The organism is Geodermatophilus siccatus (genome assembly GCF_900103785.1).
Lineage (GTDB): Bacteria > Actinomycetota > Actinomycetes > Mycobacteriales > Geodermatophilaceae > Geodermatophilus > Geodermatophilus siccatus.
In genome coordinates this window covers 231,318-253,030 of the sequence record NZ_FNHE01000002.1, presented here as the reverse complement: position 1 = coordinate 253,030, position 21,713 = coordinate 231,318, and the positions used below count along the sequence as shown (strand labels likewise).

Genomic DNA, 21,713 nt, shown 5'->3' with positions numbered 1-21,713 from the left:
CGGCTCCGGGTGGAGCTGCACCCCGGGCGGTCAGGTCGTCGGCCCCCTGCAGGGGCCCGCCGCGAGCTCGCGAGCGGTGGGGAGCAGGGAGTCGTCTCTCAGTCGCGCTCGACGACCGGCAGCGTCTGCCACCCGGCCGCGGCCGCGGCTTCCGCGGGGAAGGGCGGGGGCGTGCCGCCGAACGACGGGCACAGTGCCTGGTGGTCGCACCAGTCGCACAGCCGGGTGCGGTTGGGCCGGAAGTCGCCGGTCGCCACCGCGCGCTCGATGGCCGCCCAGATCGCCTGCAGCGTGCGCTCGAAGCGGACCAGCTCGGCCTCGTCGGGCGCGTAGGTGAGCGCGTCGCCGTTGCCCAGGTAGAGCAGCTTGAGCTGGCTGGCCACCACGCCGCGGGTGCGCCACAGCACCAGCGCGTAGAACTTCATCTGGAACAGGGCCTTGCCCTCGAACGCCTCGCGCGGCACCGAGCCGGTCTTGTAGTCGACCACCCGGATGGCGCCGTTGGGCGCGACGTCGAGGCGGTCGACGTAGCCCCGCAGCAGCAGCCCGTCGGGCAGGGTGACCTCGACCAGCTCCTCGCGGCCGTGGGGCTCGATCCGCGACGGGTCCTCGAGGGTGAAGTAGGTCTCCACCAGCTTGCCGGCCGACGCCAGCCACGCCTCCAGGGACGGCGCCTCCAGGGACGGCGCCTCCGGGGACGCCTCCGGGGACGGCGCGTCCGCGGACGGCGCGGCGGGCGCGTCGTCAGCGGCGGCGCCCCCGGCGAACAGCTCGGCGACCTCCGGGTCGGCCCGCAGCTCCTCCCAGGCCGGGGCGACCAGCTCGCGGGCCGCCTCGGGCGTGCGCTGGCGGGCGGGCAGGTCGTAGAGCCGCTCGAGCACCGAGTGCACCAGCGTGCCGCGGGCCGCGGCCAGGCTCTTGCGCTCGGGCAGCCGGTCGATCGTGCGGAACCGGTACAGCAGGGGACAGGTCTTGAAGTCGGCCGCCCGGCTCGGGGACAGCGAGGGGCGGCGCGGGGCCCGCTCCTCGGCCGTCCCGGCGTCGCCGACGGGGGCGTCCGGGGAAGAGGCAGCCGCGTCGGCGGGCTGCCCGGTCTCCATCAGGCCCGGTCGCGCGGAGTCCTGCGCCATGCCGGGCCGCGCCGAGTCCTGCGCCATGCCAGGCCGCGCCGAGTCCTGCGCCGTCGTCGTCACCCCTCCGAGGCTAGGCGCGGGCACCGACAGTTCCGAGAGCGCGCGCCGGGCGGCGGGGAGGCGGCGGCTCCGGCCTCCGTAGGCTGGCCGCCCGTGGACGAGCAGCAGCAGACCGCCGACACGACCGACGAGGCCACCGACGGGAACGGCCCTCGTGCAGGGTCCCGCCGCGAGCGTGCGAGTGGTGGGGGGCAGGAGGGCCCCCCTGCGGTCGCGGGGGCCTTCGTGGCCGGCGACCGGGTGCAGCTGACCGACCCCAAGGGCCGGCTGCACACCGTCGTGCTCGAGCCGGGCAAGCTCTTCCACACGCACCGCGGCGCGATCGCGCACGACGACCTGATCGGCGCGCCGGAGGGCTCCGTCGTCCACTCGACGGCCAACACCGGCTACCTGGCGTTCCGGCCGCTGCTCGCCGACTTCGTGCTCTCGATGCCCCGGGGCGCGCAGGTCATCTACCCCAAGGACGCCGCGCAGATCGTCGGCTTCGGCGACATCGGCCCGGGCATGCGGGTGCTCGAGGCCGGCGCCGGCTCCGGGGCGCTGACCTGCTCGCTGCTGCGGGCGGTGGGCGAGCACGGCCGCGTCACCAGCTACGAGCGCCGCGAGGACTTCGCCGACGTCGCCCGCGCCAACGTCGGCGCCTTCTTCGGCGAGGTGCCGGCCACCTGGTCGCTGCGGCTGGGCGACCTCGACCAGCACCCGGCCGAGGACGTCGTGGACCGGGTCGTGCTCGACATGCTGGAGCCGTGGGCGGTGCTGCCCACCGTGGCCGCCGCCCTGCGCCCCGGCGGCGTCCTGGTCGGCTACGTGGCCACGACGACGCAGCTGTCCACCTACGTCGAGGCCCTGCGCGCCCAGGGCGTGTGGACCGAGCCGCACGCCTGGGAGTCCCTGCTGCGGCCCTGGCACGCGGTCGGCCTCGCCGTCCGCCCCGAGCACCGCATGGTGGCGCACACCGCCTTCCTGGTCACCGCGCGCCGGCTGGCCGAGGGCGTCGTCGCCCCCCTGCGGCAGCGACGGGCGCAGAAGTGAAGGACGCCGCTGCCCCACGCCTCGCACGCTCGGCGCGGAGCCCTGCACCGGGGCCGCTTGCGCGCCTCTCGCCTGCGCGCCCCGGGCACGCTGTGGCCGGGCGTGTATAGATTTGCGTCCTGGCTCTCCCGATGTGTCGGAGGTGCGCGATGGGCCCCGGTCTTGGCAATGGTCCCGACGAGTTCAGAGCGCGGCGCGAGCGTGACGTGACGGCGCTGCTCAGCCAGATCTCCTACCTGGAGGAGGAGATCGGCCTGCTGCGCCGCAAGGTGGCGGAGAGCCCCCGCCAGCTGCGGTTGCTCGAGGAGCGGGTGGCGGAGGCGGAGGGCCGCGCGGCGTTCCTGTCCGAGCGCAACGACAAGCTCGCCGGCACGCTGCGCGACGCGCGCGACCAGCTGGTCACGCTCAAGGAGGAGGTCGACCGGCTCGGCCAGCCACCGTCGGGCTACGGCGTCTTCCTCACCCGTCACGACGACGGCACGGTCGACGTCTTCACCGGCGGCCGCAAGCTGCGCGTCTCGGTCTCCCCGGCGGTGGAGCTCGAGGAGCTCCAGCACGGCCAGGAGGTCATGCTCAACGAGGCGATGAACGTCGTCGAGGCGTGCGGGTTCGAGCGCGCCGGCGACGTCGTCATGCTCAAGGAGCTGCTCGAGCCGGTCGAGGGCGAGGCGCCGCGCGCGCTGGTCATCGGGCACACCGACGAGGAACGCGTCGTGCACCTCGCCGACTCGCTGGCCGACCAGCCGCTGCGCAGCGGCGACTCGCTGCTGCTGGAGACCCGCTCGGGCTACGTCTACGAGCGGATCCCCAAGAGCGAGGTCGAGGAGCTCGTCCTCGAGGAGGTCCCCGACATCGACTACAGCGACATCGGCGGCCTGTCCCGGCAGATCGAGCAGATCCGCGACGCCGTCGAGCTGCCGTTCCTGCACGCCGACCTGTTCCGCGAGTACGAGCTGCGCCCGCCCAAGGGCATCCTGCTCTACGGCCCGCCCGGCTGCGGCAAGACGCTCATCGCCAAGGCGGTCGCCAACTCGCTGGCCAAGAAGGTCTCCGCGGTGAAGGGGGAGGGGCAGGCGAGGTCCTACTTCCTCAACATCAAGGGCCCCGAGCTGCTCAACAAGTACGTCGGTGAGACCGAGCGGCACATCCGGCTGGTCTTCCAGCGGGCCCGCGAGAAGGCCGGTGAGGGCACGCCGGTCATCGTCTTCTTCGACGAGATGGACTCGATCTTCCGCACCCGCGGGTCGGGGGTCTCCTCGGACGTCGAGTCGACGATCGTGCCCCAGCTGCTCAGCGAGATCGACGGCGTGGAGGGGCTGGAGAACGTCATCGTCATCGGCGCCTCCAACCGCGAGGACATGATCGACCCCGCGATCCTGCGGCCCGGTCGCCTGGACGTGAAGATCAAGATCGAGCGGCCGGACGCCGAGGCGGCGCGCGACATCTTCAGCAAGTACCTGACGACCACGCTGCCGTTGCACCCCGACGACCTCGCCGAGCACGGCAACAGCCGCGAGGCCACGGTCGCCGGGATGATCCAGCGCACCGTCGAGCGGATGTACACCGAGAGCGAGGAGAACCGCTTCCTCGAGGTGACCTACGCCAACGGTGACAAGGAGGTCCTGTACTTCAAGGACTTCAACTCCGGCGCGATGCTGCAGAACATCGTCGACCGCGCCAAGAAGATGGCGATCAAGGAGCGGCTGGAGACCGGTGCCGGCGGGCTGCGGGTCGGCCACCTCATGCAGGCCTGCGTCGACGAGTTCAAGGAGAACGAGGACCTGCCCAACACCACCAACCCCGACGACTGGGCGCGGATCTCGGGCAAGAAGGGCGAGCGGATCGTCTACATCCGCACGCTCATCAGCGGCAAGGGCACCGAGAGCGGCCGCGCCATCGACACGGCGACCAACACCGGCCAGTACCTGTAGGGGGAGGACCTCTGGACGGACCCCGTCCTCCCCACCGCCCGCAGGCTCGCGGCGGCGCCCGGGACGGGGCCGTCACACCCGTCGCGACCCCAGGGCGGCCCCCTCTTCGAGGCCGGACGACGGCCCGGTCCCCGCGCGACGGCGGGGGCCGGGCCGTCCGCCGTCCCGGGGCCGTGCGCCCGCCGGCGGTCCGGCCCGGAGGTGGGTGGCCGGCCGCCCGCCGGACGGTGTCGCCCCGGGTCCGGGCGCGGAGCGCCCACGCCTAGGGTGGCGGCATGAGCGTGCGGCGGGTCATGGGGACCGAGGTCGAGTACGGCATCTCGGTGCCCGGGCAGCCGACGGCGAACCCGACGACGCTGTCCAGCCAGGTCGTGAACGCCTGGGCGGTGGCCGAGGCGCCGACGCCGCGCCGGCCGCGCTGGGACTTCGAGGAGGAGTCGCCGCTGCGCGACGCCCGGGGCTTCGACCTGTCCCCGGCCCAGGCGCTGGACCACAACGACCTGGAGGAGGACTCCGGGATGGCCAACGTCATCCTCACCAACGGAGCCCGCCTCTACGTCGACCACGCGCACCCGGAGTACTCGACGCCGGAGGTCACCAACCCGCACGACGTCGTCCTGTGGGACAAGGCGGGGGAGCAGGTGATGGCCGAGGCGGCGCGCCGCGCCGCGCGCGTCCCCGGCACCCAGCCGATCCAGCTCTACAAGAACAACACCGACGGCAAGGGCGCGTCCTACGGAGCCCACGAGAACTACCTGATGGACCGGCGGACGCCGTTCCTCGAGATCATCCGCGGGCTCATCCCGTTCTTCGTGACCCGCCAGGTGGTGGCCGGCTCCGGGCGCGTGGGCATCGGCACCGAGAGCCGCACGCAGGGCTTCCAGCTCTCCCAGCGCGCCGACTTCTTCGAGGTCGAGGTGGGTCTGGAGACGACGCTCAAGCGGCCGATCATCAATACCCGCGACGAGCCGCACGCCGACGCCGACAAGTACCGCCGGCTGCACGTGATCATCGGCGACGCCAACCTCGCCGAGCTGTCGACCTACCTCAAGGTCGGGACGACGGCGCTGGTGCTGGACATGATCGAGGCGCGCACCCTGACCCAGGACCTCTCGATCGAGGAGCCGGTGGCGGCGCTGCAGGCGATCAGCCACGACCCGTCGCTGACCCACCAGGTGCGGCTGCGCGACGGGCGCCGGATGACGGCCCTGGAGGTGCAGCAGGCGTACCTGGAGATGGCACAGCGGCACGTCGACCGGCGGGGTGAGGACGACGGCCAGACCGCCGACGTGCTGCGCCGGTGGGCCGAGGTGCTCGAGGACCTCGCGGTCGACCCGATGCGCTGCGCCGACCGCCTGGACTGGCCGGCGAAGCTGCGGCTGCTGGAGGGCTACCGCTCCCGCGACGCCCTGTCGTGGGGTGACTCGCGGCTGCACCTGGTCGACCTGCAGTACTCCGACGTCCGGCCGGAGAAGGGGCTGTACCACCGGCTGGTGTCGCGCGGCTCGATGCAGCGACTGCTCACCGACGACGAGGTGCTGCAGGCGATGGTGCGCCCGCCGTCGGACACCCGGGCCTTCTTCCGCGGGGAGTGCCTGCGCCGCTACCCGACCCAGGTGGCCGCGGCGTCGTGGGACTCGGTGGTCTTCGACCTGGGCCGGGAGAACCTGGTGCGGATCCCCACGATGGAGCCGCTGCGCGGCACGCGGGACCACGTCGGCGCGCTGTTCGAGTCGACGTCCTCGGCGCAGGAACTGGTCGACACGATCACCGGCGGCTGACCACGCCGGTCGGTCGGCCTCCGTTCGTCGCACCTCGCGGGTAGCTTCTGCACCAGGCACCTGCCACGGCACCAGCCACGACCTGCACCGGGAGGAACCCCATGGCCACGAGGGACAGCGGCGGTCAGCAGCGCTCGACGCGCAGCCGGGAGGAGACCGAGGAGGTCGAGGCCTCGGTCGACACCGAGGTCGCCGAGCGGCACAAGGAGGTCTCCGAGGACCTCGACTCCATCCTCGACGAGATCGACGAGGTCCTCGAGGAGAACAGCGAGGAGTTCGTCCGGTCGTACGTGCAGAAGGGAGGCCAGTGATCACTCCGGTAGTCGTCCGACGCGACGGTGATCACTGAGAAACGCCGTCCGTCGTGCGGGGTCGTCAAGCCGGTCAGCGACTGCGTGGGGCGAGGAGATCCGCGACCACTCGTGGGTCCCGGCTGGCTTGCGCCGGTGTCCGTCCTGTCGTCGGGCGGTCGCCCATGACGACCACATGCGCAGCAGCCGCGCTGCGTCGGGCGTCGCGAGTCGTTGCAGACCGTGCCACAACGCCGCGAACGGTGAGTACTACGTCCAGCGGGAACACCGGCTGACCATGAGCCAGGTCGCCGACCTGACGGCGGCCCGGGGCGGCCGCTGCGCGATCTGCGGCGACCCGGCGCCGCACCTGGACCACGACCACGAGACCGGTGCGACGCGCCCGATGCTGTGCCGGCGCTGCAACCGGGCCTGGGCCTCGTCCGCGACGACCCGACGCTCCTGCACGCGGCCGCCGTCTACGTCGACGCGCATCTCCAGCGGCAGCTGCTCGCGCGACCCCAGGAGACGCTCGTCGTCGGGCCGGCCACCGGGAGCCCGACCGCGGAGCCGCCGGTAGGGTCGTGGCGGCGTCCTGACCGGCCCCGCGCGGGTCGTCGAGGAGGCCTCTGTTCGAGCGAGGCTGCTGCTCCACAGCGGCGAGAGAGGCGGATGGGTGAGCGAGTATTCGGCTGGTCGGAGCGGGTTCCCGCCCGCGTACCTGGACCGGGTGGGTTCCTCGTTCACCGACTTCCTCGCGGCGGCCGCGCCCGACCTGCTGCCGGGCCGCCGGCCGGTGCCGCAGCTGCCCGTCGGTGACGTCACGCCGCACGGCACCACGATCGTCTCGGTCACCTACGACGGCGGCGTCCTCATGGGCGGCGACCGGCGGGCCACCATGGGCAACCTGATCTCCAGCCGCGACATCGAGAAGGTCTACCCGGCCGACGCCTGGTCGGTCATCGGCATCGCCGGTGCTGCCGGCATCGCCATCGAGATGGTCCGGCTCTACCAGGTCGAGCTCGAGCACTACGAGAAGATCGAGGGCCTCACGCTCTCCCTCGACGGCAAGGCCAACCGGCTGGCCCAGATGATCCGCGGCAACCTCGGCGCCGCGCTGCAGGGCCTGGCCGTCGTCCCGCTGTTCGCCGGCTTCGACCTCGACGCCGCGCCCGGCACCACGCCCGGGCGGATCTTCAGCTACGACGTCACCGGTGGGAACTACGAGGAGCGCGGTTACGCCGCCGTCGGCTCGGGCTCGCTGTTCGCCCGCAACTCGCTGAAGAAGACCTGGCGGCCCGGCCTCGACGGGGACGCCGCCACGCGCAGCCTGGTCGAGGCGCTCTACGACGCCGCCGACGACGACTCCGCCACCGGCGGCCCCGACCCGGTGCGCCGGCTGTACCCGATCGTCTACCGGGTCGACGCCGAGGGCGCCGTCCGGCTGACCGACGACGAGGTCGCCGCCGTCGCCAAGATCATCACCGACGAGCGGGCCGCCGCCGAGGGGCAGGGCTGATCGCCATGACCATGCCGTACTACGCATCGCCCGAGCAGCTGATGCGCGACAAGTCGGAGTACGCCCGCAAGGGCATCGCGCGTGGTCGCAGCGTCGCGGTCGTCACCTATGCCGACGGTGTGCTGTTCATCGCCGAGAACCCCAGCTCCACGCTGCACAAGGTCGGCGAGCTCTACGACCGGATCGGCTTCGCCGCCGTCGGCCGGTACAGCGAGTTCGAGAGCCTGCGCGTGGCCGGGGTGCGGTTGGCCGACGTCCGTGGCTACAGCTACAACCGCCGCGACGTCACCGGCCGGGTCATCGCGAACGCCTACGCGCAGACCCTGGGCGAGGTCTTCACCCAGCAGCTGAAGCCCTTCGAGGTGGAGCTGTGCGTCGCCGAGGTGGGCGACACCCCCGAGACCGACCAGCTGTACCGGTTGACCTTCGACGGCTCGGTCGTCGACGAGCCCGACTTCGTCGTCATGGGCGGCCAGGCCGAGGCGGTCAGCGCCAACCTGCGCGAGCACTTCCTGCCCGGCATGGGCCTGGCCGAGGCGCTGCGGGTCGGCGTCCAGGCGCTGTCGGCGGTCAGCCCGGCCACCAGCGCCGGCAACGGCGGTCCCTCGCTGCTGTCGGCCGAGCAGCTGGAGGTCGCGGTCCTGGACCGGCGGCGGCCCAAGCGGGCCTTCCGGCGGATCACCGGTGCCGCGCTGCGCCCGCTGCTCGACCGGCAGGAGGAGTCCGCGGCCGTCGGCGGCGAGGAGCCGCACACCGCGGCGCACTCCCCGAGCGTGCCCCAGCCGGGCACCCCGGCGGGCCTCGGCGAGCCGTCGGCCCCCGACAGCGGCGGGACGGCGGGCAGCGGGGGAGAGGCACCCACCACCTGAGACGGGACCTCCCCTGGTGCGGCGACGAGCCGTCCCGGAGGAGCAGGACGGACGCATGCCGGAGCACCGGGTGAACCGGGCCGCCGTCCGCCAGGCCAGGCGGCTCATGGACGACGGCCGGTTCGACGACCTCACCGAGTGGTCCGAGGCCGCGCCGGACACCGCCGTGGCCGACGACGTCATCGAGCGGGAGGGCTGACGCCCGCCCGCCCGCCACGGCGCGGGGTGGCGCGAGCGCGGACAGGGAGCTTTCGTCGGGTCCGGCGCCTAGAGTCGGTGCGTGGAGCGACGCATCTTCGGCATCGAGACCGAGTACGGCGTGACGTGCACCTTCCGGGGGCAGCGGCGGCTGTCGCCGGACGAGGTGGCCCGCTACCTGTTCCGTCGCGTGGTGTCGTGGGGGCGCAGCTCGAACGTCTTCCTGCGCAACGGCTCGCGGCTGTACCTGGACGTGGGCAGCCACCCGGAGTACGCCACGGCCGAGTGCGACGACCTGACCGAGCTGGTGGTGCACGACAAGGCCGGCGAGCGGATCCTCGAGGGGCTGCTGGTCGACGCCGAGCAGCGGCTGGCCGAGGAGGGCGTCACCGGCGACATCTACCTGTTCAAGAACAACACCGACTCGGCCGGCAACAGCTACGGCTGTCACGAGAACTACCTGGTCGGCCGGCACGGGGAGTTCAGCCGGCTGGCCGACGTGCTGATCCCGTTCCTGGTCAGCCGGCAGATCGTGGTGGGCGCGGGCAAGGTGCTGCAGACCCCGCGGGGGGCGATCTACTGCATCAGCCAGCGCGCCGAGCACATCTGGGAGGGCGTCTCCTCGGCGACCACCCGCTCGCGGCCGATCATCAACACCCGCGACGAGCCGCACGCCGACGCCGAGCGCTACCGGCGGCTGCACGTGATCGTCGGGGACTCGAACATGAACGAGACGACGACGTTGCTCAAGGTCGCCGTCACCGACCTGGTGCTGCGGATGATCGAGGCCGGGGTGCCGATCCGGGACATGAGCCTGGAGAACCCGATCCGCGCGATCCGCGAGATCAGCCACGACATGACCGGACGGCGCAAGGTGCGGCTGGCCAACGGCAAGGAGATGTCGGCGCTGGAGATCCAGTCCGAGTACCACTCCCGGGCCGCGGAGTTCGTCGACCGGGAGGGCTTCGGCCCGGTGCACCGGCAGATGCTCGAGCTGTGGGGGCGGGTGCTCAAGGCCGTCGACACCGGCGACCTCTCGCTGATCGACCGGGAGATCGACTGGGCCACCAAGTACCAGCTCATCGAGCGCTACCGGGCCAAGCGGGACCTGCCCATGAGCTCGCCGCGGGTGGCCCAGATGGACCTGGCCTACCACGACATCAGCCGCACCCGGGGGCTGTACTACCTGCTCGAGCGCAACAACGCCGTCGACCGGGTGGCGCACGAGCCGCGGGTGTTCGAGGCCAAGAACGTGCCGCCGCAGACCACCCGCGCCCGGCTGCGCGGGGAGTTCATCCGCAGGGCCCAGGAGAAGCGCCGCGACTTCACCGTGGACTGGGTGCACCTCAAGCTCAACGACCAGGCCCAGCGCACGGTGCTGTGCAAGGACCCGTTCAAGGCCGTCGACGAGCGCGTCGACAAGCTCATCGCCAGCATGTGACGACGACATCGCGGTCCTACCGGACCGCACCGCGGCCAGGAGCCGTCCCCCTGCTGCGGTGAGCCCTGCCATCGCGGACCCCTCCGGGGCCCACTCGGGCACGACGCCTGCGGCAGCCCCTCACCCTCGTCGTCAGTCCAGCGGCACCTGCAGCGCGGCGTACCGTCCCGCGGCCGCGGCGGCCAGGAAGTAGGCGCGCTCCTCGGGCCAGCCGCGCCCCATCGTCGACAGCGGCACGGGCGACAGGCCGAGGGCCTCCTCGAGCCCGTCGACGTCCATCCACACCACCCGGTTGCGCTCCGGCTGACCGGCGAGGTCCTCCTCGACCTGACTGCCCAGCTCCGAGCCCAGCCCCCGCGGCGCGATCAGCGTCACCCCGCCCAGCGCGACCCGGCCGAACGCGGTCAGCGAGTGGTGCGAGACGCCGCGGTGCCGCGGCCGCGGGTCGGCGTCGGAGATGCGCAGCGCCCCGACCGGCTCCCCGCCCAGCACGGTGACCGCGTTGCACGCCTCGCCGGCGGCCACCCCGGAGAAGCCCCACGGCGTCCCGGTGCCGAGGTTGCCCGGCCCCTGGCTGACGATCGTGACGTCGGCACCGAGCACGTGCTTCGCGGCGAGCAGCCCGGTGTGCAGGGTGACCGCCTCCAGGTCCCCGCCGAACGCCTGGCCGACGGTGACCACGCCGGCCAGCGAGGTCGCCAGCGCCGACAGCGTGCGGGAGAACCCGGCGACCAGCGCGCCCCCGTCGGTCATGACGTAGGCGACCCTCAGGTCGGGGTCGGTGGCCAGGACGCCGATCAGCGCGGCCGGCAGCGCCGAGTGCAGGTCGGCGACGACGACCGGCATCCCGGCGAGGTCCTCGGCGTCGGCGATGGTGCGGTGGTGCTCGGTCTCCTGCTCGTCGACGCCCTGCACGGTCACCTGCAGCGGCGTGTACCGGGCCTTGACCAGGTGGCCGGGGCCGGTGGGGTCCGGCGGCAGCCGGTCGGGGACGGCGACGACGAGCGCGTAGCCGCCGGTGCCGAGCCCCTGCGCCCAGGCGGTGGTGTTGAGCAGCACGGCGTCGCCGACCTCCGGGACGCCGACCAGCGAGGGGTGCGCCAGCGCCCGCACCTCGCCGTCGCCGTCGACCGCGGCGGTGAGCTCCTGGGCGTCGCGCCAGGCCCGCCCGAGGGCGGTCACCGTGCCCCGGCGCCACCGGATCCGCTGCTGTGTCGTCCCGCGTTCCCCCACCCGGGCAGGCTAGCCAGCGCCCTCCCGCGCCGCCCGGCCCCCTGCAGGGTCCCGCCGCGAGCTTGCGAGTGGCGGGGGGCAGGGGGTCCTTCAACTAGCCTGGGCGCGTGGCGGCGAAGCGGGCGGAGCGGCTGGTGAACCTGGTCATCGCCCTGCTCGGCACCCGGCAGTACGTGACCGCGGCCAGGATCCGGGCCACCGTGCCCGGTTACGAGCCCGACGACGGCACCGCCCGCGCCGACGAGGCGTTCAAGCGCATGTTCGAGCGGGACAAGGCCGAGCTGCGCGAGATGGGCGTGCCGCTGGAGACCGGCCGCACCAGCGTCTTCGACACCGAGGACGGCTACCGCATCGCCCGCGCGAACTACGAGCTGCCCGAGATCACCCTCACCGGTGAGGAGGCCGCGGCGGTGGGCCTGGCGCTGCGGCTGTGGGAGTCCGCCCAGCTGGCCGGGGCCGCCCAGAGCGCGCTGGTCAAGCTCAAGGCCGCGGGGGTGGACGTCGACACCTCCCGCGCGATCCCGCTGCGCCCGCGGCTGGACTCCGACGAGCCGGCCTTCGAGCCCTGCTACGCCGCGGCCCGCGACCGGCGGGTGCTGACCTTCGACTACCGCCGTCCCGACGAGGACGCCCCCACCCGCCGGCGCGTGCAGCCGTGGGGCGTCGTCGCCTGGCACGGCCGCTGGTACCTCGGCGGGCTGGACCTCGACCGGCAGGCGCCGCGCGTCTTCCGGCTCTCCCGCGTCGTCGGCACGCCCAGGGCCACCGGTCCGGCGGGGGCCTTCGAGCCGCCGGAGGACGTCGACCTGGCGGCCATGGTCGCCGGCCAGTCCCGGGGGGAGGAGCAGCTCGTCGTGGTGCGGGCGCGTCCCGGCACCGCGGTGGGGCTGCGTCGGCACGCGGTCCCGCTCGGCCCGGCCGAGGACGGGGACGACCGGCTCGAGCTGCGCACCACCGAGCCGATGCGGCTGGCCGGCGAGATCGCCTCCTACGGGGCCGACGTCGTCGTCGAGGCCCCGGCCGCGGTGCGCGCGGCCGTCGTCGAGCGGCTGACGCGCCTGGCCGCGATGGCGCCGGAGGGGGCGGCGTGAGCGCTCCCACGACCACCGAGCGGATGACCCGGCTGCTCTCGCTGGTCCCGTACCTCACCGCGCGCCCCGAGGGGGTGCCGCTGGCCGAGGTGGCCCGCGACTTCGGCGTCCCGGAGCGGCAGCTGCGCCGCGACATGGAGCTGCTGTGGATGTGCGGCCTGCCCGGCTACGGGCCCGGGGACCTCATCGACCTGGCCTTCGAGGGCGACCGGGTGCGGGTCACCTTCACCGCCGGCATGGTCCGCCCGCTGCGGCTGACCACCGACGAGGCCGTCGCGCTCGTCGTCGCGCTGCGGACCCTGCTCGAGCTGCCCGGCCTGGCCGAGCGGGAGGCGGTCAGCCGCGCGCTGGCCAAGGTGTCGGCCGCCGCCGGGCACGCCGGTGAGCGGGTCACGCCGGTGGCGTTGTCGGTCGACGCGCAGGAGCAGGCGCTCGCCGTCGTCCGCGAGGGGCTGGAGCGCAAGCGGGCGCTGCACCTGCACTACTACGTGCCCACCCGCGACGAGCGCACCGAGCGCACCGTCGACCCGCTGCGGCTGCTGCTGGTCGACGGCCGCTGGTACCTGGAGGCCTGGTCCCGGGAGGTCGGCGGCGTCCGGCTGTTCCGGCTGGACCGGATCGACGACGTCGAGGTCCTCGACGAGCCGTCGGCGCCGCCACCGGGGGTGCCGCTGCGCGACGTGGACGCCGGGCTCTACCAGCCCGAGCCGGGCTCGCCGGTGGTGCGGCTGCGCCTGGCCCGCACCGCCCGCTGGGTGGCCGAGTACTACCCGGTCGAGGACGTGCGCGAGGTGCAGGACCCGCCCGGCGGTCTCGCGGTCGCCCTGCGCACCGCCGACGTGGCGTGGGCGCGGCGGCTGGTGGCCTCCCTCGGCGGGGCCGCCACCGTCGACGAGCCGGCCGAGCTGGCCGCGGCCGTCGCCGCCGACGCCCGGGCCGCGCTCCGCCGCTACGCAGCCGAGGGGCAGCTGCCCTCCAGCTCCGGCGACTAGGGTCGGGCCCGTGCTGCTGACCGTCGTGTGGATCGCCGTCGCCGTCCTGGCCGTCGTCGTGCTGGGCGCGCTGGCGTACGGGGTGCTCGGCGCGGCCGGCCGGCTGCGGCGGGAGGTCGCGGCGTTCGAGCGGGAGGTCCGGCCGCTGCTCACCGAGGCGCAGCAGACGGCCGCGCGCGCGGCGGAGATCCAGCGGCCGTCCTGACCCCACCCCCCGTTTCGGGGGCGGCAGGACGCCCGCGGGCACGTAGCATCGACGACGCCACCCGCTGACCTGGAGGACGACATGGCCGGACTCGGCCCCATGGAGATCGGCCTGATCATCCTGGCCATCCTGCTGCTGTTCGGTTACAAGAAGCTGCCGGACGCCTCGCGCTCGCTGGGCCGCTCGCTGCGCATCTTCAAGGGCGAGATGAAGGGCATGAAGGACGACGACGTCCGCACCAAGGACGCCGCGAAGACCTCCCCGGTGCGCGGTGAGGTCCTCCCGCCGGCGACCGCGGCCGACCGCGAGCGTGAGGCCCTCGAGGCCGAGGCGCGGGCCGCGGAGGCCCGGGCGGCCGAGCTGCGGGCACGCGCCACGCAGGCCGGCCCGGCCGACCGCACCCGCTGACCCCTCTCCCCGGCACCACCATGAGCGACCCCGCCCGCCGGTCCGGCCTGCGCCGGCGCCGCCGTCCCCCTCGGGACCCCGCGGCGACGATGACGCTGGTCGCGCACCTCACCGAGCTGCGCAACCGGGTCGCCAAGGCGCTGCTCGCGTTGCTGGTCGCCACGGCCGTCGCGTTCTGGTGGTACGAGCACGGCCTCGGCGACTTCATCCGGGCGCCCTACTGCGGACTGCCGGCCGAGCTGCGCTACGGCGGGTCGGCCGACGGCGGCTGCGGACTGCTGATCACCGACGTGTTCGGCGGCGTCTTCATCCGGCTCAAGGTCAGCCTGCTGGCCGGCGCCGTGCTGTCCGCGCCGATCTGGCTCTACCAGCTGTGGGCGTTCATCACCCCGGGGCTCAAGCGCAACGAGAAGCGCTACGGCTTCGGTTTCGTCGCCGTCTCCACCACGCTGTTCGCCCTCGGCGCGGTGCTGGCCTACGTCTCCCTGTCGGCCGGCCTCGAGCTGCTGCTCGGGCTGGCCGGCGAGGGCACGGTCATCGCGCTGACCGCCCCGGACTACATCGGCTTCATGCTCTCGCTGCTGGTGGCGTTCGGGGTGAGCTTCGAGGTGCCGCTGGTGGCGGTGGCGCTCAACCTGGTCGGCGTCCTTTCCTACCAGGTGCTGCGCGGCGCCCGGCGGTGGATCTTCTTCCTGACCATCGTGTTCGCCGCGTTCGTCACCCCGACGCAGGACCCGTTCACCATGCTGCTCATGGCCGGGCCGATGATCGTGCTGTTCGAGCTGGCCATCCAGGTGGCCCGGTTCGTCGACCGGCGCCGGGCCAAGCGGGACGCCGTGCAGCACTTCCACGACCTCTCCGACGACGAGGCCTCGCCGCTGGACGCCGCGCCGTCGGCGCTGGACGCGACGCCGTCGGCGCTGGACGGGCAGCCGGCCCCCTACGACGACCTCCGGCGGGAGGACGACGCCGCGCCGCTGGACGGCCCGGCGCGCTCGCGCGGCTGAGAGAGGACCCCACCGGGAAGGACCCCGTCCCTCCCACTCCTCGCACGCTCGGGGCGAGCCTCTGGACGGGGCCGAGCCGGCCCGGGCCGCGGCGGGCCCCTGCACGGGGGCCGGCGCCGGCGTCAGGCCGGCTGCGCGGCCGCGACCGCCGTGAGGTGCTCCACCAGCCGGCTGCGCGGGGGTGCCGCGAACCCCGCCGTCGGCCCGGGCACCCCCGGCGTGGGACGACCGGGCGCCCAGCCGGCGGCCAGCAGCGCGGCGACCCGCGGGTGCACCGCCTCCAGCGCCGCGGGCGGGTCGGCCATGTGCATGTGCCGCAGCACCGCCCGGCCGACGAGTGGGTCGGCGGCGGCCGCGGCCAGCACCAGCAGGGTGGGCAGCCCACCGCCCGGCGCGCCCTCCACGGCGGGGGAGCGGCCGTCCCGGACGGCCCGCCACACGGCGGCGCGGGCGCGGTCGATGGCCCGGGCGTCCTCGAACCAGGCACGCAGCTCGCCGTGCTCCCACGCCTCCACCCCGGTGCGCCACGCCCGGGCGTCGTCCGGTGCGGCCGCGACGGCGCCGGCCAGCCGCAGCGCGTGCGCCACGGCGAGCGCGCAGCCGCGGCCGAAGTGCGGGTTCGTGGTGCAGACCGCGTCGCCGAGCGGGTGCAGGCCCAGCGGCGCCGCGTCGTCGAGCGTCCGGAAGGTGTTGCGCAGCCCGCCCATGACCATGACCCCCGACTCCGGCCGGGCGCGGTCCGGATCGGTCCACACGGCGGCCAGGGGCACGGCGCGGACGGCGGCCTCGAAGGAACCGAGCTCGCGCACCGCGCCCAGCTCGGCGTCGTCGGGGAGCCGGGTGACGCTCACCGAGAACGTGCCCGCGTCGTGCGGGAAGACCAGCACGGCGTACCCGTCGCCCTCCGCGACCGAGATGACCCCGCGGTTGACCGGGCCGGGGTGGGCCCCGGGCAGGAGCCGGTACCGGCGCGACGTGTAGACCTCCTCCGCAGGCTCGTCGGCCACGACCCGCAGCCACGGCGCGGACAGCCGCCCGCGGCGGCCGGAGGCGTCGACCACCAGCTCGGCGGGGACGACGGCGCCGTCGGCCAGCCGGACCCCGCGCACCGCTCCACCGGCTGTCTCCACCCCCGCCACCGCCGCCGTCCGCACCCGCACGCCGGGCTCCGCCTCGAGGGTGCGGCGGAGGACCCACTCCAGGGTGCTGCGCCGGCACCACACGGTCCGCAGCCCGTCGGGCAGCGGCACCTCGGGGACGCCGAGCGCGCGCAGCGCCTCGAGCACGTCCGGCAGCCCGGCGGCCAGCTCCGCGTGCAGCCGGGCGAGGAGGGCGTGCGGCTGGCCGAAGTGGGCCACGCCGCGACGCTCCCAGGCCGCGGCGTCGGCGACCGCGGCCGGTCGTGGCCCGTCGTCCCGGTCGAGGACCTGCACGCGGTGACCCTGGCGGGCGAGGGCGAGGGCAGCGGTGGCCCCCGCGACCCCGGCACCGGTGACGACGACGCGCATGACTCCTCCTGAGGCTGGGACGGTGATCACGAGTGCGGGTCAGGATGCCGCGCTGACCAGCGGATACACCCCGTCGTGACCTCTTCGTGATCTAGGTGCCACGGCCGGGACCCGCCTGCCGGGCGGGTTCGGCGACAAAGTCCATCCCCGGGTCGCGCCGGGGTCCTACCTCGGTCGCGGGCCGGGGGTCGCAGGGTCCGGGCGCTCCGCCCCCGACCTCCGGAGGACCCGCTTGCCCGCCGCCGAGGTCGCCGACCTGGTGAGCCCGGCGTCGGGGCGTGGACGGGCCCGGGCCGCCGGCGGTGCGGTGCTCGAGGTGCTGCGCGCCGCCGGGCCCGCCGGGTGGAGCCGGCCGGGGAGGGACTGCGCGTCTACGCCGACGGGGAGCCGGTCGCGCCGCTGCCGGCCGCCGGCGTCCGCGTGCCCGGCGCGCTGTCGGTGGTGGGCACCGGCCGCTGGGCCGGGTCCCCGACGACGACCCGCGGCGACCAGCCGCGCTGATCACCGGGCGCCGGGGCCAGGTCCACCGTTATCCCCAACGCCCGCGCCGACGGGGTCGGCCGCGCCGAGGAGAGGAGACGCGCCTAACGTGGAGGCATGTCCAGCCCCGCTGAGCGGTACGCGGCTGCCCGGCGGCGCGGTGCCCACCCTGCACTGGCCGACTTCACCGCGGAGCTCGGCTTCTCCCTCGACCCGTTCCAGGTGGAGGCCTGCGAGGCCCTCGACGAGGGCGCGGGCGTCCTCGTCTGCGCGCCGACCGGTGCCGGCAAGACGGTGGTGGGGGAGTTCGCCGTCCACAAGGCGCTGGCCGAGGGGCGCAAGGCCTTCTACACGACGCCGATCAAGGCGCTGTCCAACCAGAAGTACAACGACCTGGTCGACCGCTACGGCGCCGACCGGGTCGGCCTGCTGACCGGTGACAACGCGGTCAACGGCGACGCGCCCGTGGTGGTGATGACCACCGAGGTGCTGCGCAACATGCTCTACGCGGAGTCCCCGGCGATCGACGGCCTGGGCTACGTGGTCATGGACGAGGTGCACTACCTCGCCGACCGCTTCCGCGGCGCGGTGTGGGAGGAGGTGATCATCCACCTCCCGCAGTCGGTGACGCTGGTGTCGCTGTCGGCCACGGTCAGCAACGCCGAGGAGTTCGCGGACTGGCTGGTCACCGTCCGCGGCCACACCAAGGTCGTCGTCAGCGAGGTGCGGCCCATCCCGCTGTGGCAGCACATGCTGGTCGGCAACCGGGTGTTCGACCTGTTCAGCCTGCGCCCGGCCGCGCACGCCGCCGAGCAGGGCGACGACCCGCGGGGGCTGTCCACCCGGGAGCGCGGCGCCAGCGTCGTCGACCCGGAGCTGGTCCGCTACGTGCGCGAGTACGAGCGCCGGCTGGACACCTGGGGCGGCGGCAACGGGGGCGCGCGCCGCGAGCGGGACTGGCACAAGCCGCGCTACCGCCCGCCGGCCCGGCCCGACGTCATCGAGCGGCTGGACCGCTCCGGGCTGCTGCCGGCGATCACCTTCGTGTTCAGCCGCAACGGCTGCGACGCCGCCGTCGACCAGTGCCTGCGCTCCGGGTTGCGGCTCACCGACGAGCACGAGCGCGCCGAGATCGCCGCGATCGTCGACGAGCGCACCGGGTCGCTGCCGGAGGAGGACCTGCACGTCCTGGGGTTCTGGGAGTGGCGCGAGGGGCTGCTGGCCGGGATCGCCGCGCACCACGCCGGCCTGGTCCCGGCGTTCAAGGAGACCGTCGAGGAGTGCTTCGTCCGCGGCCTGGTCAAGGCCGTGTTCGCCACCGAGACCCTCGCCCTGGGCATCAACATGCCGGCGCGCACCGTCGTCCTGGAGCGGCTGGTCAAGTGGAACGGCGAGGCGCACGTCGACGTGACGCCGGGGGAGTACACCCAGCTCACCGGCCGGGCCGGCCGCCGCGGCATCGACGTCGAGGGGCACGCCGTCGTCGTCTGGGCGCCGGGTATGGACCCCTCGGTCGTCGCCGGGCTGGCCAGCACCCGCACCTACCCGCTGCGGTCCAGCTTCCGGCCCAGCTACAACATGGCCGTCAACCTGGTCAGCTCCTTCGGCCGGGCCCGCGCCCGCGAGCTGCTGGCCTCCTCGTTCGCCCAGTTCCAGGCCGACCGGTCGGTCGTGGGGCTGGCCCGGTCCGCGGCCCGGCACGAGCGGGACGCCGAGCGGTGGGCCGCGGAGATGCACTCCGAGGGCGGGGACGTCGCCGGGTACGCGCGGCTGCGCCAGGAGATCGCCGACCGGGAGAAGGAGCTCTCCCGCGACTCGGCGGCCAAGCGCCGGATGGAGGCCTCCGAGGCGCTCGCCGCGCTGCGGCCCGGCGACGTCATCCGGGTGCCGTCGGGACGGCGGCAGGGGCTGGCCGTCGTCCTCGACCCGGGGGTGACCGACCTGACCGAGCCGCGCCCCCTGGTGCTCACCGAGGACAAGTGGGCCGGGCGCCTGGGCAGCGTGGACTTCCCGACGCCGGTGACCGCCCTGGCCCGGGTGCGGGTGCCCAGGAACTTCAACCACCGCAGCCCGCACGCCCGCCGGGACATGGCCGCCACGCTGCGCAACGCGCGGGTCGAGCACGACCTGGGCGCGCGGCGGGTCAAGCAGCGCTCCGCGGCCGCGGACGACCCGGTGCTGCACGACCTGCGCCGGGCGTTGCGCGCCCACCCGGTGCACGCCCTGCCCGACCGGGAGGAGCGGGTGCGGGCGGCCGAGCTCTGGCTGCGGGCGACCCGGGAGGCCGAGGCCACCCACCGGCGGATGGCCGAGCGCACCGGCTCGCTGACCCGCCAGTTCGACCGCACCTGCGACGTCCTGGAGGAGCTGGGCTACCTGGTCCCCGACCCGGCGGCGCCGCCCGTGGTGGAGGGGCAGGACCCGGTGGACCACGAGATCGCCGACGTCACCCCGGTGGTGACCGACGACGGCCGCCGGCTGGCGCGCGTCTGGTCGGAGGCCGACCTGCTCGTCGCCGAGTGCCTGCGCTCGGGCGTGTGGCGCGGGCTCACCCCGGCCGAGCTGGCCGCCGCGGTCTCGACGCTGGTGTTCGAGGCCCGCCGCGAGATGCCCGGCCAGCCGGCGGTCCCGGCCGGCAAGGTGGCCGCGGCGATCGCGGAGATGCGCCGGATCCGCGCGCGGCTGCAGGACGTCGAGCTCGACCACGGCGTCCCGGCGACCCGCGACCTGGACCTCGGCTTCGCCTGGGCGGCCTACCGCTGGGCCGACGGGCAGAGCCTCGACCGGGTCCTGGCCGGTGCCGAGCAGGCCGGCACGGAGCTCTCCGGCGGGGACTTCGTGCGCTGGGCCCGCCAGCTGCTGGACCTGCTCGACCAGCTGGCCAAGGTCGCGGACACGACACTCGCGGTCACGGCCCGGACCGCGGTGGAGCGGGTGCGGCGCGGTGTGGTCGCCGTGGCGGTCGGCGGCTGAGCCGTGGGTGGGGCAGGATCTGTCGACGATGACCAACCCCCCGCACGGCGGCCCGCCGCCCGGTGAGCCGGGCCGGCCGCCGCAGCCGTGGCCGCCGCAGCAATGGCCCCAGCAGCCCGGGCCGCAGCAGCCCGGGCCCTGGGGACCGCCCGGCCCGTACGGCGGCCAGCCGCCGTACGGGCAGCCGGTCCACGGCCCGCCGTCCCCGCAGTACGGGCAGCCCTGGGGTGGGCAGCCGGCCGCCGGCCAGCCGCCCTACTGGACGGGGCAGCCCCCGTACGGCCAGCCGCCGTACGGGCCGCCGCCTGCTCCGCCGCGCCGGTCACGCAGGGGGCTGGTCGCCGGCATCGTCGTCCCGGCGGTCCTGCTGCTGCTCGCCGTGGTGTTCGCCCGCCTCTTCGCCGACACCGTGCTCGACCCCGAGCGGGTCGAGGCCGACGTCGCCGCCCAGTTCGAGGAGCGGGAGGGCGTGGCGATCGACCTGACCTGCGACGACGAGATGCAGGTCGAGCAGGGCTCCGACTACGAGTGCACCGGCACCACGGCCGACGGCGAGGAGGTCACCCTCCGCATCGTCATCATCGACGAGACCGACGCCTCCTACACGTGGGAAGAGGTCTGAGGGCTCCGGGGCGGGCGGGTCAGGCCATGGCGTCCTGCGGCCAGCCCAGCGCCGCACCGAGCCGCCGCAGCGAGGACTCGATGCCGTGCGCGGCGGCCAGTGCCGCCAGCGCGTCGGGGTCGGCCGGACGGCGGGGGAGCGTGCCCTCCACCGCGGGCAGGTCGACGTCGCGGGCGACGGCCACGACCACCGGGGCGGCGTCGAGGTAGTCCGCGCCGGCGTGCAGCTTCCTGAGGACGGCGGCGGTGAGCGGCGGCTCGGGCACGACGGTCCGCGCGGCGGCCGCCCGGATGCCGGCCAGGTCACCGAACTCGGTGATCAGCGCCGCCGCGGTCTTGGCGCCGATGCCGGCCACCCCGGGCAGCCCGTCGCTGGGGTCGCCGCGCAGCACCGCGAAGTCGGCGTAGGCCCGCCCCGGGATGCCGTACTTCGCCGTCACCGCCGCCTCGTCGACCAGCTCGAGGTCGGTGATGCCGCGGGCGGTGTAGAGGACGCGCACCCCGCGCCCGTCGTCCACCAGCTGGAAGAGGTCGCGGTCGCCGGTGACGACGTCGACCGGGCCGCGGGCGCGGGTGGCCAGCGTGCCGATGACGTCGTCGGCCTCGTAGCCGGGGGCGCCGACCCGCGCCAGTCCCGCCGCGGCGAGCACCTCGACCAGCACCGGCACCTGCGGGCCGAGCTCCGCGGGGGTCTCCTCGCCGCCGTCGGGGGAGAGCCGGTGCGCCTTGTAGGAGGGCAGCGCCTGCACGCGGAAGGCCGGGCGCCAGTCGTCGTCCCAGCAGGCGACGAGCCGGTCGGGGGCGTGGGCGGTGACCAGCCGGGCGGTCATGTCCAGGAAGCCGCGGACCGCGTTGACCGGGCGCCCGTCGGGTGACGTGACGCTGGTCGGCACCCCGTAGAAGGCCCGGAAGTAGAGGGAGGCGGCGTCGAGCAGCATCGT

The 21,713-nt window shown here is 74.7% G+C and carries 21 protein-coding genes; 17 read left to right on the top strand and 4 right to left on the bottom strand.

Annotated elements, in window-relative coordinates; all coding sequences use genetic code 11:
• Positions 1-98 precede the first annotated feature (98 nt).
• A complete protein-coding gene (locus tag BLS21_RS04480) occupies positions 99-1,193 on the bottom strand; it encodes a RecB family exonuclease (protein ID WP_245700058.1) in 1,095 nt (364 codons plus the stop codon).
• 93 nt (positions 1,194-1,286) lie between these two features.
• Here BLS21_RS04480 and BLS21_RS04475 point away from each other — a divergent pair, with 93 nt between their 5' ends.
• From BLS21_RS04475 to pafA, 9 genes are all read left to right on the top strand, one after another.
• Entirely contained in the window at positions 1,287-2,225 is a 939-nt protein-coding gene (locus BLS21_RS04475) for a tRNA (adenine-N1)-methyltransferase (protein WP_281241901.1), read from the top strand.
• A gap of 206 nt (positions 2,226-2,431) precedes the next feature.
• Positions 2,432-4,156, top strand: coding sequence for a proteasome ATPase (gene arc, locus BLS21_RS04470; protein WP_245700057.1), 1,725 nt, complete (start codon positions 2,432-2,434; stop codon positions 4,154-4,156).
• Between the two features lie 275 nt (positions 4,157-4,431).
• On the top strand, positions 4,432-5,937 hold the full coding sequence (gene dop / locus BLS21_RS04465; protein WP_091214364.1) for a depupylase/deamidase Dop: 1,506 nt from the start codon (positions 4,432-4,434) through the stop codon (positions 5,935-5,937).
• Between the two features lie 101 nt (positions 5,938-6,038).
• On the top strand, positions 6,039-6,248 hold the full coding sequence (locus tag BLS21_RS04460; protein WP_012948748.1) for a ubiquitin-like protein Pup: 210 nt from the start codon (positions 6,039-6,041) through the stop codon (positions 6,246-6,248).
• Between the two features lie 175 nt (positions 6,249-6,423).
• Positions 6,424-6,807, top strand: a complete 384-nt coding sequence (locus BLS21_RS26385; protein ID WP_091214361.1) for an endonuclease domain-containing protein — start codon at positions 6,424-6,426, stop codon at positions 6,805-6,807.
• Between the two features lie 96 nt (positions 6,808-6,903).
• Positions 6,904-7,746, top strand: coding sequence for a proteasome subunit beta (gene prcB / locus BLS21_RS04450; protein WP_091214359.1), 843 nt, complete (start codon positions 6,904-6,906; stop codon positions 7,744-7,746).
• A 5-nt stretch (positions 7,747-7,751) separates the two neighbouring features.
• Positions 7,752-8,615 carry a proteasome subunit alpha gene (gene prcA, locus BLS21_RS04445; RefSeq protein WP_091214356.1) on the top strand — a complete coding sequence of 288 codons (864 nt, stop codon included), beginning with the start codon at positions 7,752-7,754 and terminating at the stop codon, positions 8,613-8,615.
• Positions 8,616-8,670: 55 nt separating this feature from the next.
• Positions 8,671-8,814, top strand: a complete 144-nt coding sequence (locus tag BLS21_RS24975; RefSeq protein ID WP_175479415.1) for a hypothetical protein — start codon at positions 8,671-8,673, stop codon at positions 8,812-8,814.
• Positions 8,815-8,895: 81 nt separating this feature from the next.
• A complete protein-coding gene (pafA, locus tag BLS21_RS04440) occupies positions 8,896-10,254 on the top strand; it encodes a Pup--protein ligase (protein WP_091214354.1) in 1,359 nt (452 codons plus the stop codon).
• A gap of 132 nt (positions 10,255-10,386) precedes the next feature.
• On the opposite strand, the gene BLS21_RS04435 is transcribed toward pafA, so the two are convergent.
• The gene (locus BLS21_RS04435; protein ID WP_091214350.1) at positions 10,387-11,487 is read right to left on the bottom strand and encodes a DUF3866 family protein; all 1,101 of its coding nucleotides are present in this window, start codon (positions 11,485-11,487) and stop codon (positions 10,387-10,389) included.
• Positions 11,488-11,594: 107 nt separating this feature from the next.
• Here BLS21_RS04435 and BLS21_RS04430 point away from each other — a divergent pair, with 107 nt between their 5' ends.
• The 5 genes from BLS21_RS04430 (at position 11,595) to tatC (ending at position 15,190) form a co-directional block, all read left to right on the top strand.
• Complete coding sequence (locus BLS21_RS04430) at positions 11,595-12,578, top strand: helix-turn-helix transcriptional regulator (protein WP_091214347.1); 984 nt, start codon at positions 11,595-11,597, stop codon at positions 12,576-12,578.
• A complete protein-coding gene (locus tag BLS21_RS04425; RefSeq protein WP_175479414.1) occupies positions 12,575-13,570 on the top strand; it encodes a helix-turn-helix transcriptional regulator in 996 nt (331 codons plus the stop codon). Before BLS21_RS04430 ends, BLS21_RS04425 begins: the two co-directional genes overlap by 4 nt.
• Before the next feature lie 10 nt (positions 13,571-13,580).
• Positions 13,581-13,775: a hypothetical protein gene (locus tag BLS21_RS04420; protein ID WP_091214345.1), complete on the top strand. Its 195-nt coding sequence runs from the start codon at positions 13,581-13,583 to the stop codon at positions 13,773-13,775.
• An 81-nt stretch (positions 13,776-13,856) separates the two neighbouring features.
• The gene (tatA, locus tag BLS21_RS04415; protein WP_091214342.1) at positions 13,857-14,183 is read left to right on the top strand and encodes a Sec-independent protein translocase subunit TatA; all 327 of its coding nucleotides are present in this window, start codon (positions 13,857-13,859) and stop codon (positions 14,181-14,183) included.
• A 20-nt stretch (positions 14,184-14,203) separates the two neighbouring features.
• On the top strand, positions 14,204-15,190 hold the full coding sequence (gene tatC, locus BLS21_RS04410) for a twin-arginine translocase subunit TatC (RefSeq protein WP_091214339.1): 987 nt from the start codon (positions 14,204-14,206) through the stop codon (positions 15,188-15,190).
• Between the two features lie 122 nt (positions 15,191-15,312).
• Here tatC and BLS21_RS04405 read toward each other — a convergent pair whose 3' ends face one another.
• Positions 15,313-16,698: an FAD-dependent oxidoreductase gene (locus BLS21_RS04405; RefSeq protein WP_091214335.1), complete on the bottom strand. Its 1,386-nt coding sequence runs from the start codon at positions 16,696-16,698 to the stop codon at positions 15,313-15,315.
• A gap of 342 nt (positions 16,699-17,040) precedes the next feature.
• Here BLS21_RS04405 and BLS21_RS24970 point away from each other — a divergent pair, with 342 nt between their 5' ends.
• The 3 genes from BLS21_RS24970 to BLS21_RS04395 all read left to right on the top strand — a co-directional run bounded on the left by BLS21_RS24970 (position 17,041) and on the right by BLS21_RS04395 (position 20,773).
• Positions 17,041-17,199, top strand: a complete 159-nt coding sequence (locus tag BLS21_RS24970) for a hypothetical protein (protein ID WP_175479413.1) — start codon at positions 17,041-17,043, stop codon at positions 17,197-17,199.
• Between the two features lie 96 nt (positions 17,200-17,295).
• Positions 17,296-20,151, top strand: coding sequence for a DEAD/DEAH box helicase (locus BLS21_RS04400; protein ID WP_091214332.1), 2,856 nt, complete (start codon positions 17,296-17,298; stop codon positions 20,149-20,151).
• A gap of 28 nt (positions 20,152-20,179) precedes the next feature.
• Positions 20,180-20,773: a DUF4333 domain-containing protein gene (locus BLS21_RS04395; RefSeq protein ID WP_091214330.1), complete on the top strand. Its 594-nt coding sequence runs from the start codon at positions 20,180-20,182 to the stop codon at positions 20,771-20,773.
• A 19-nt stretch (positions 20,774-20,792) separates the two neighbouring features.
• On the opposite strand, the gene BLS21_RS04390 is transcribed toward BLS21_RS04395, so the two are convergent.
• Entirely contained in the window at positions 20,793-21,710 is a 918-nt protein-coding gene (locus BLS21_RS04390; RefSeq protein ID WP_091215099.1) for a 5'-3' exonuclease, read from the bottom strand.
• Between the last annotated feature and the right edge of the window lie 3 nt (positions 21,711-21,713).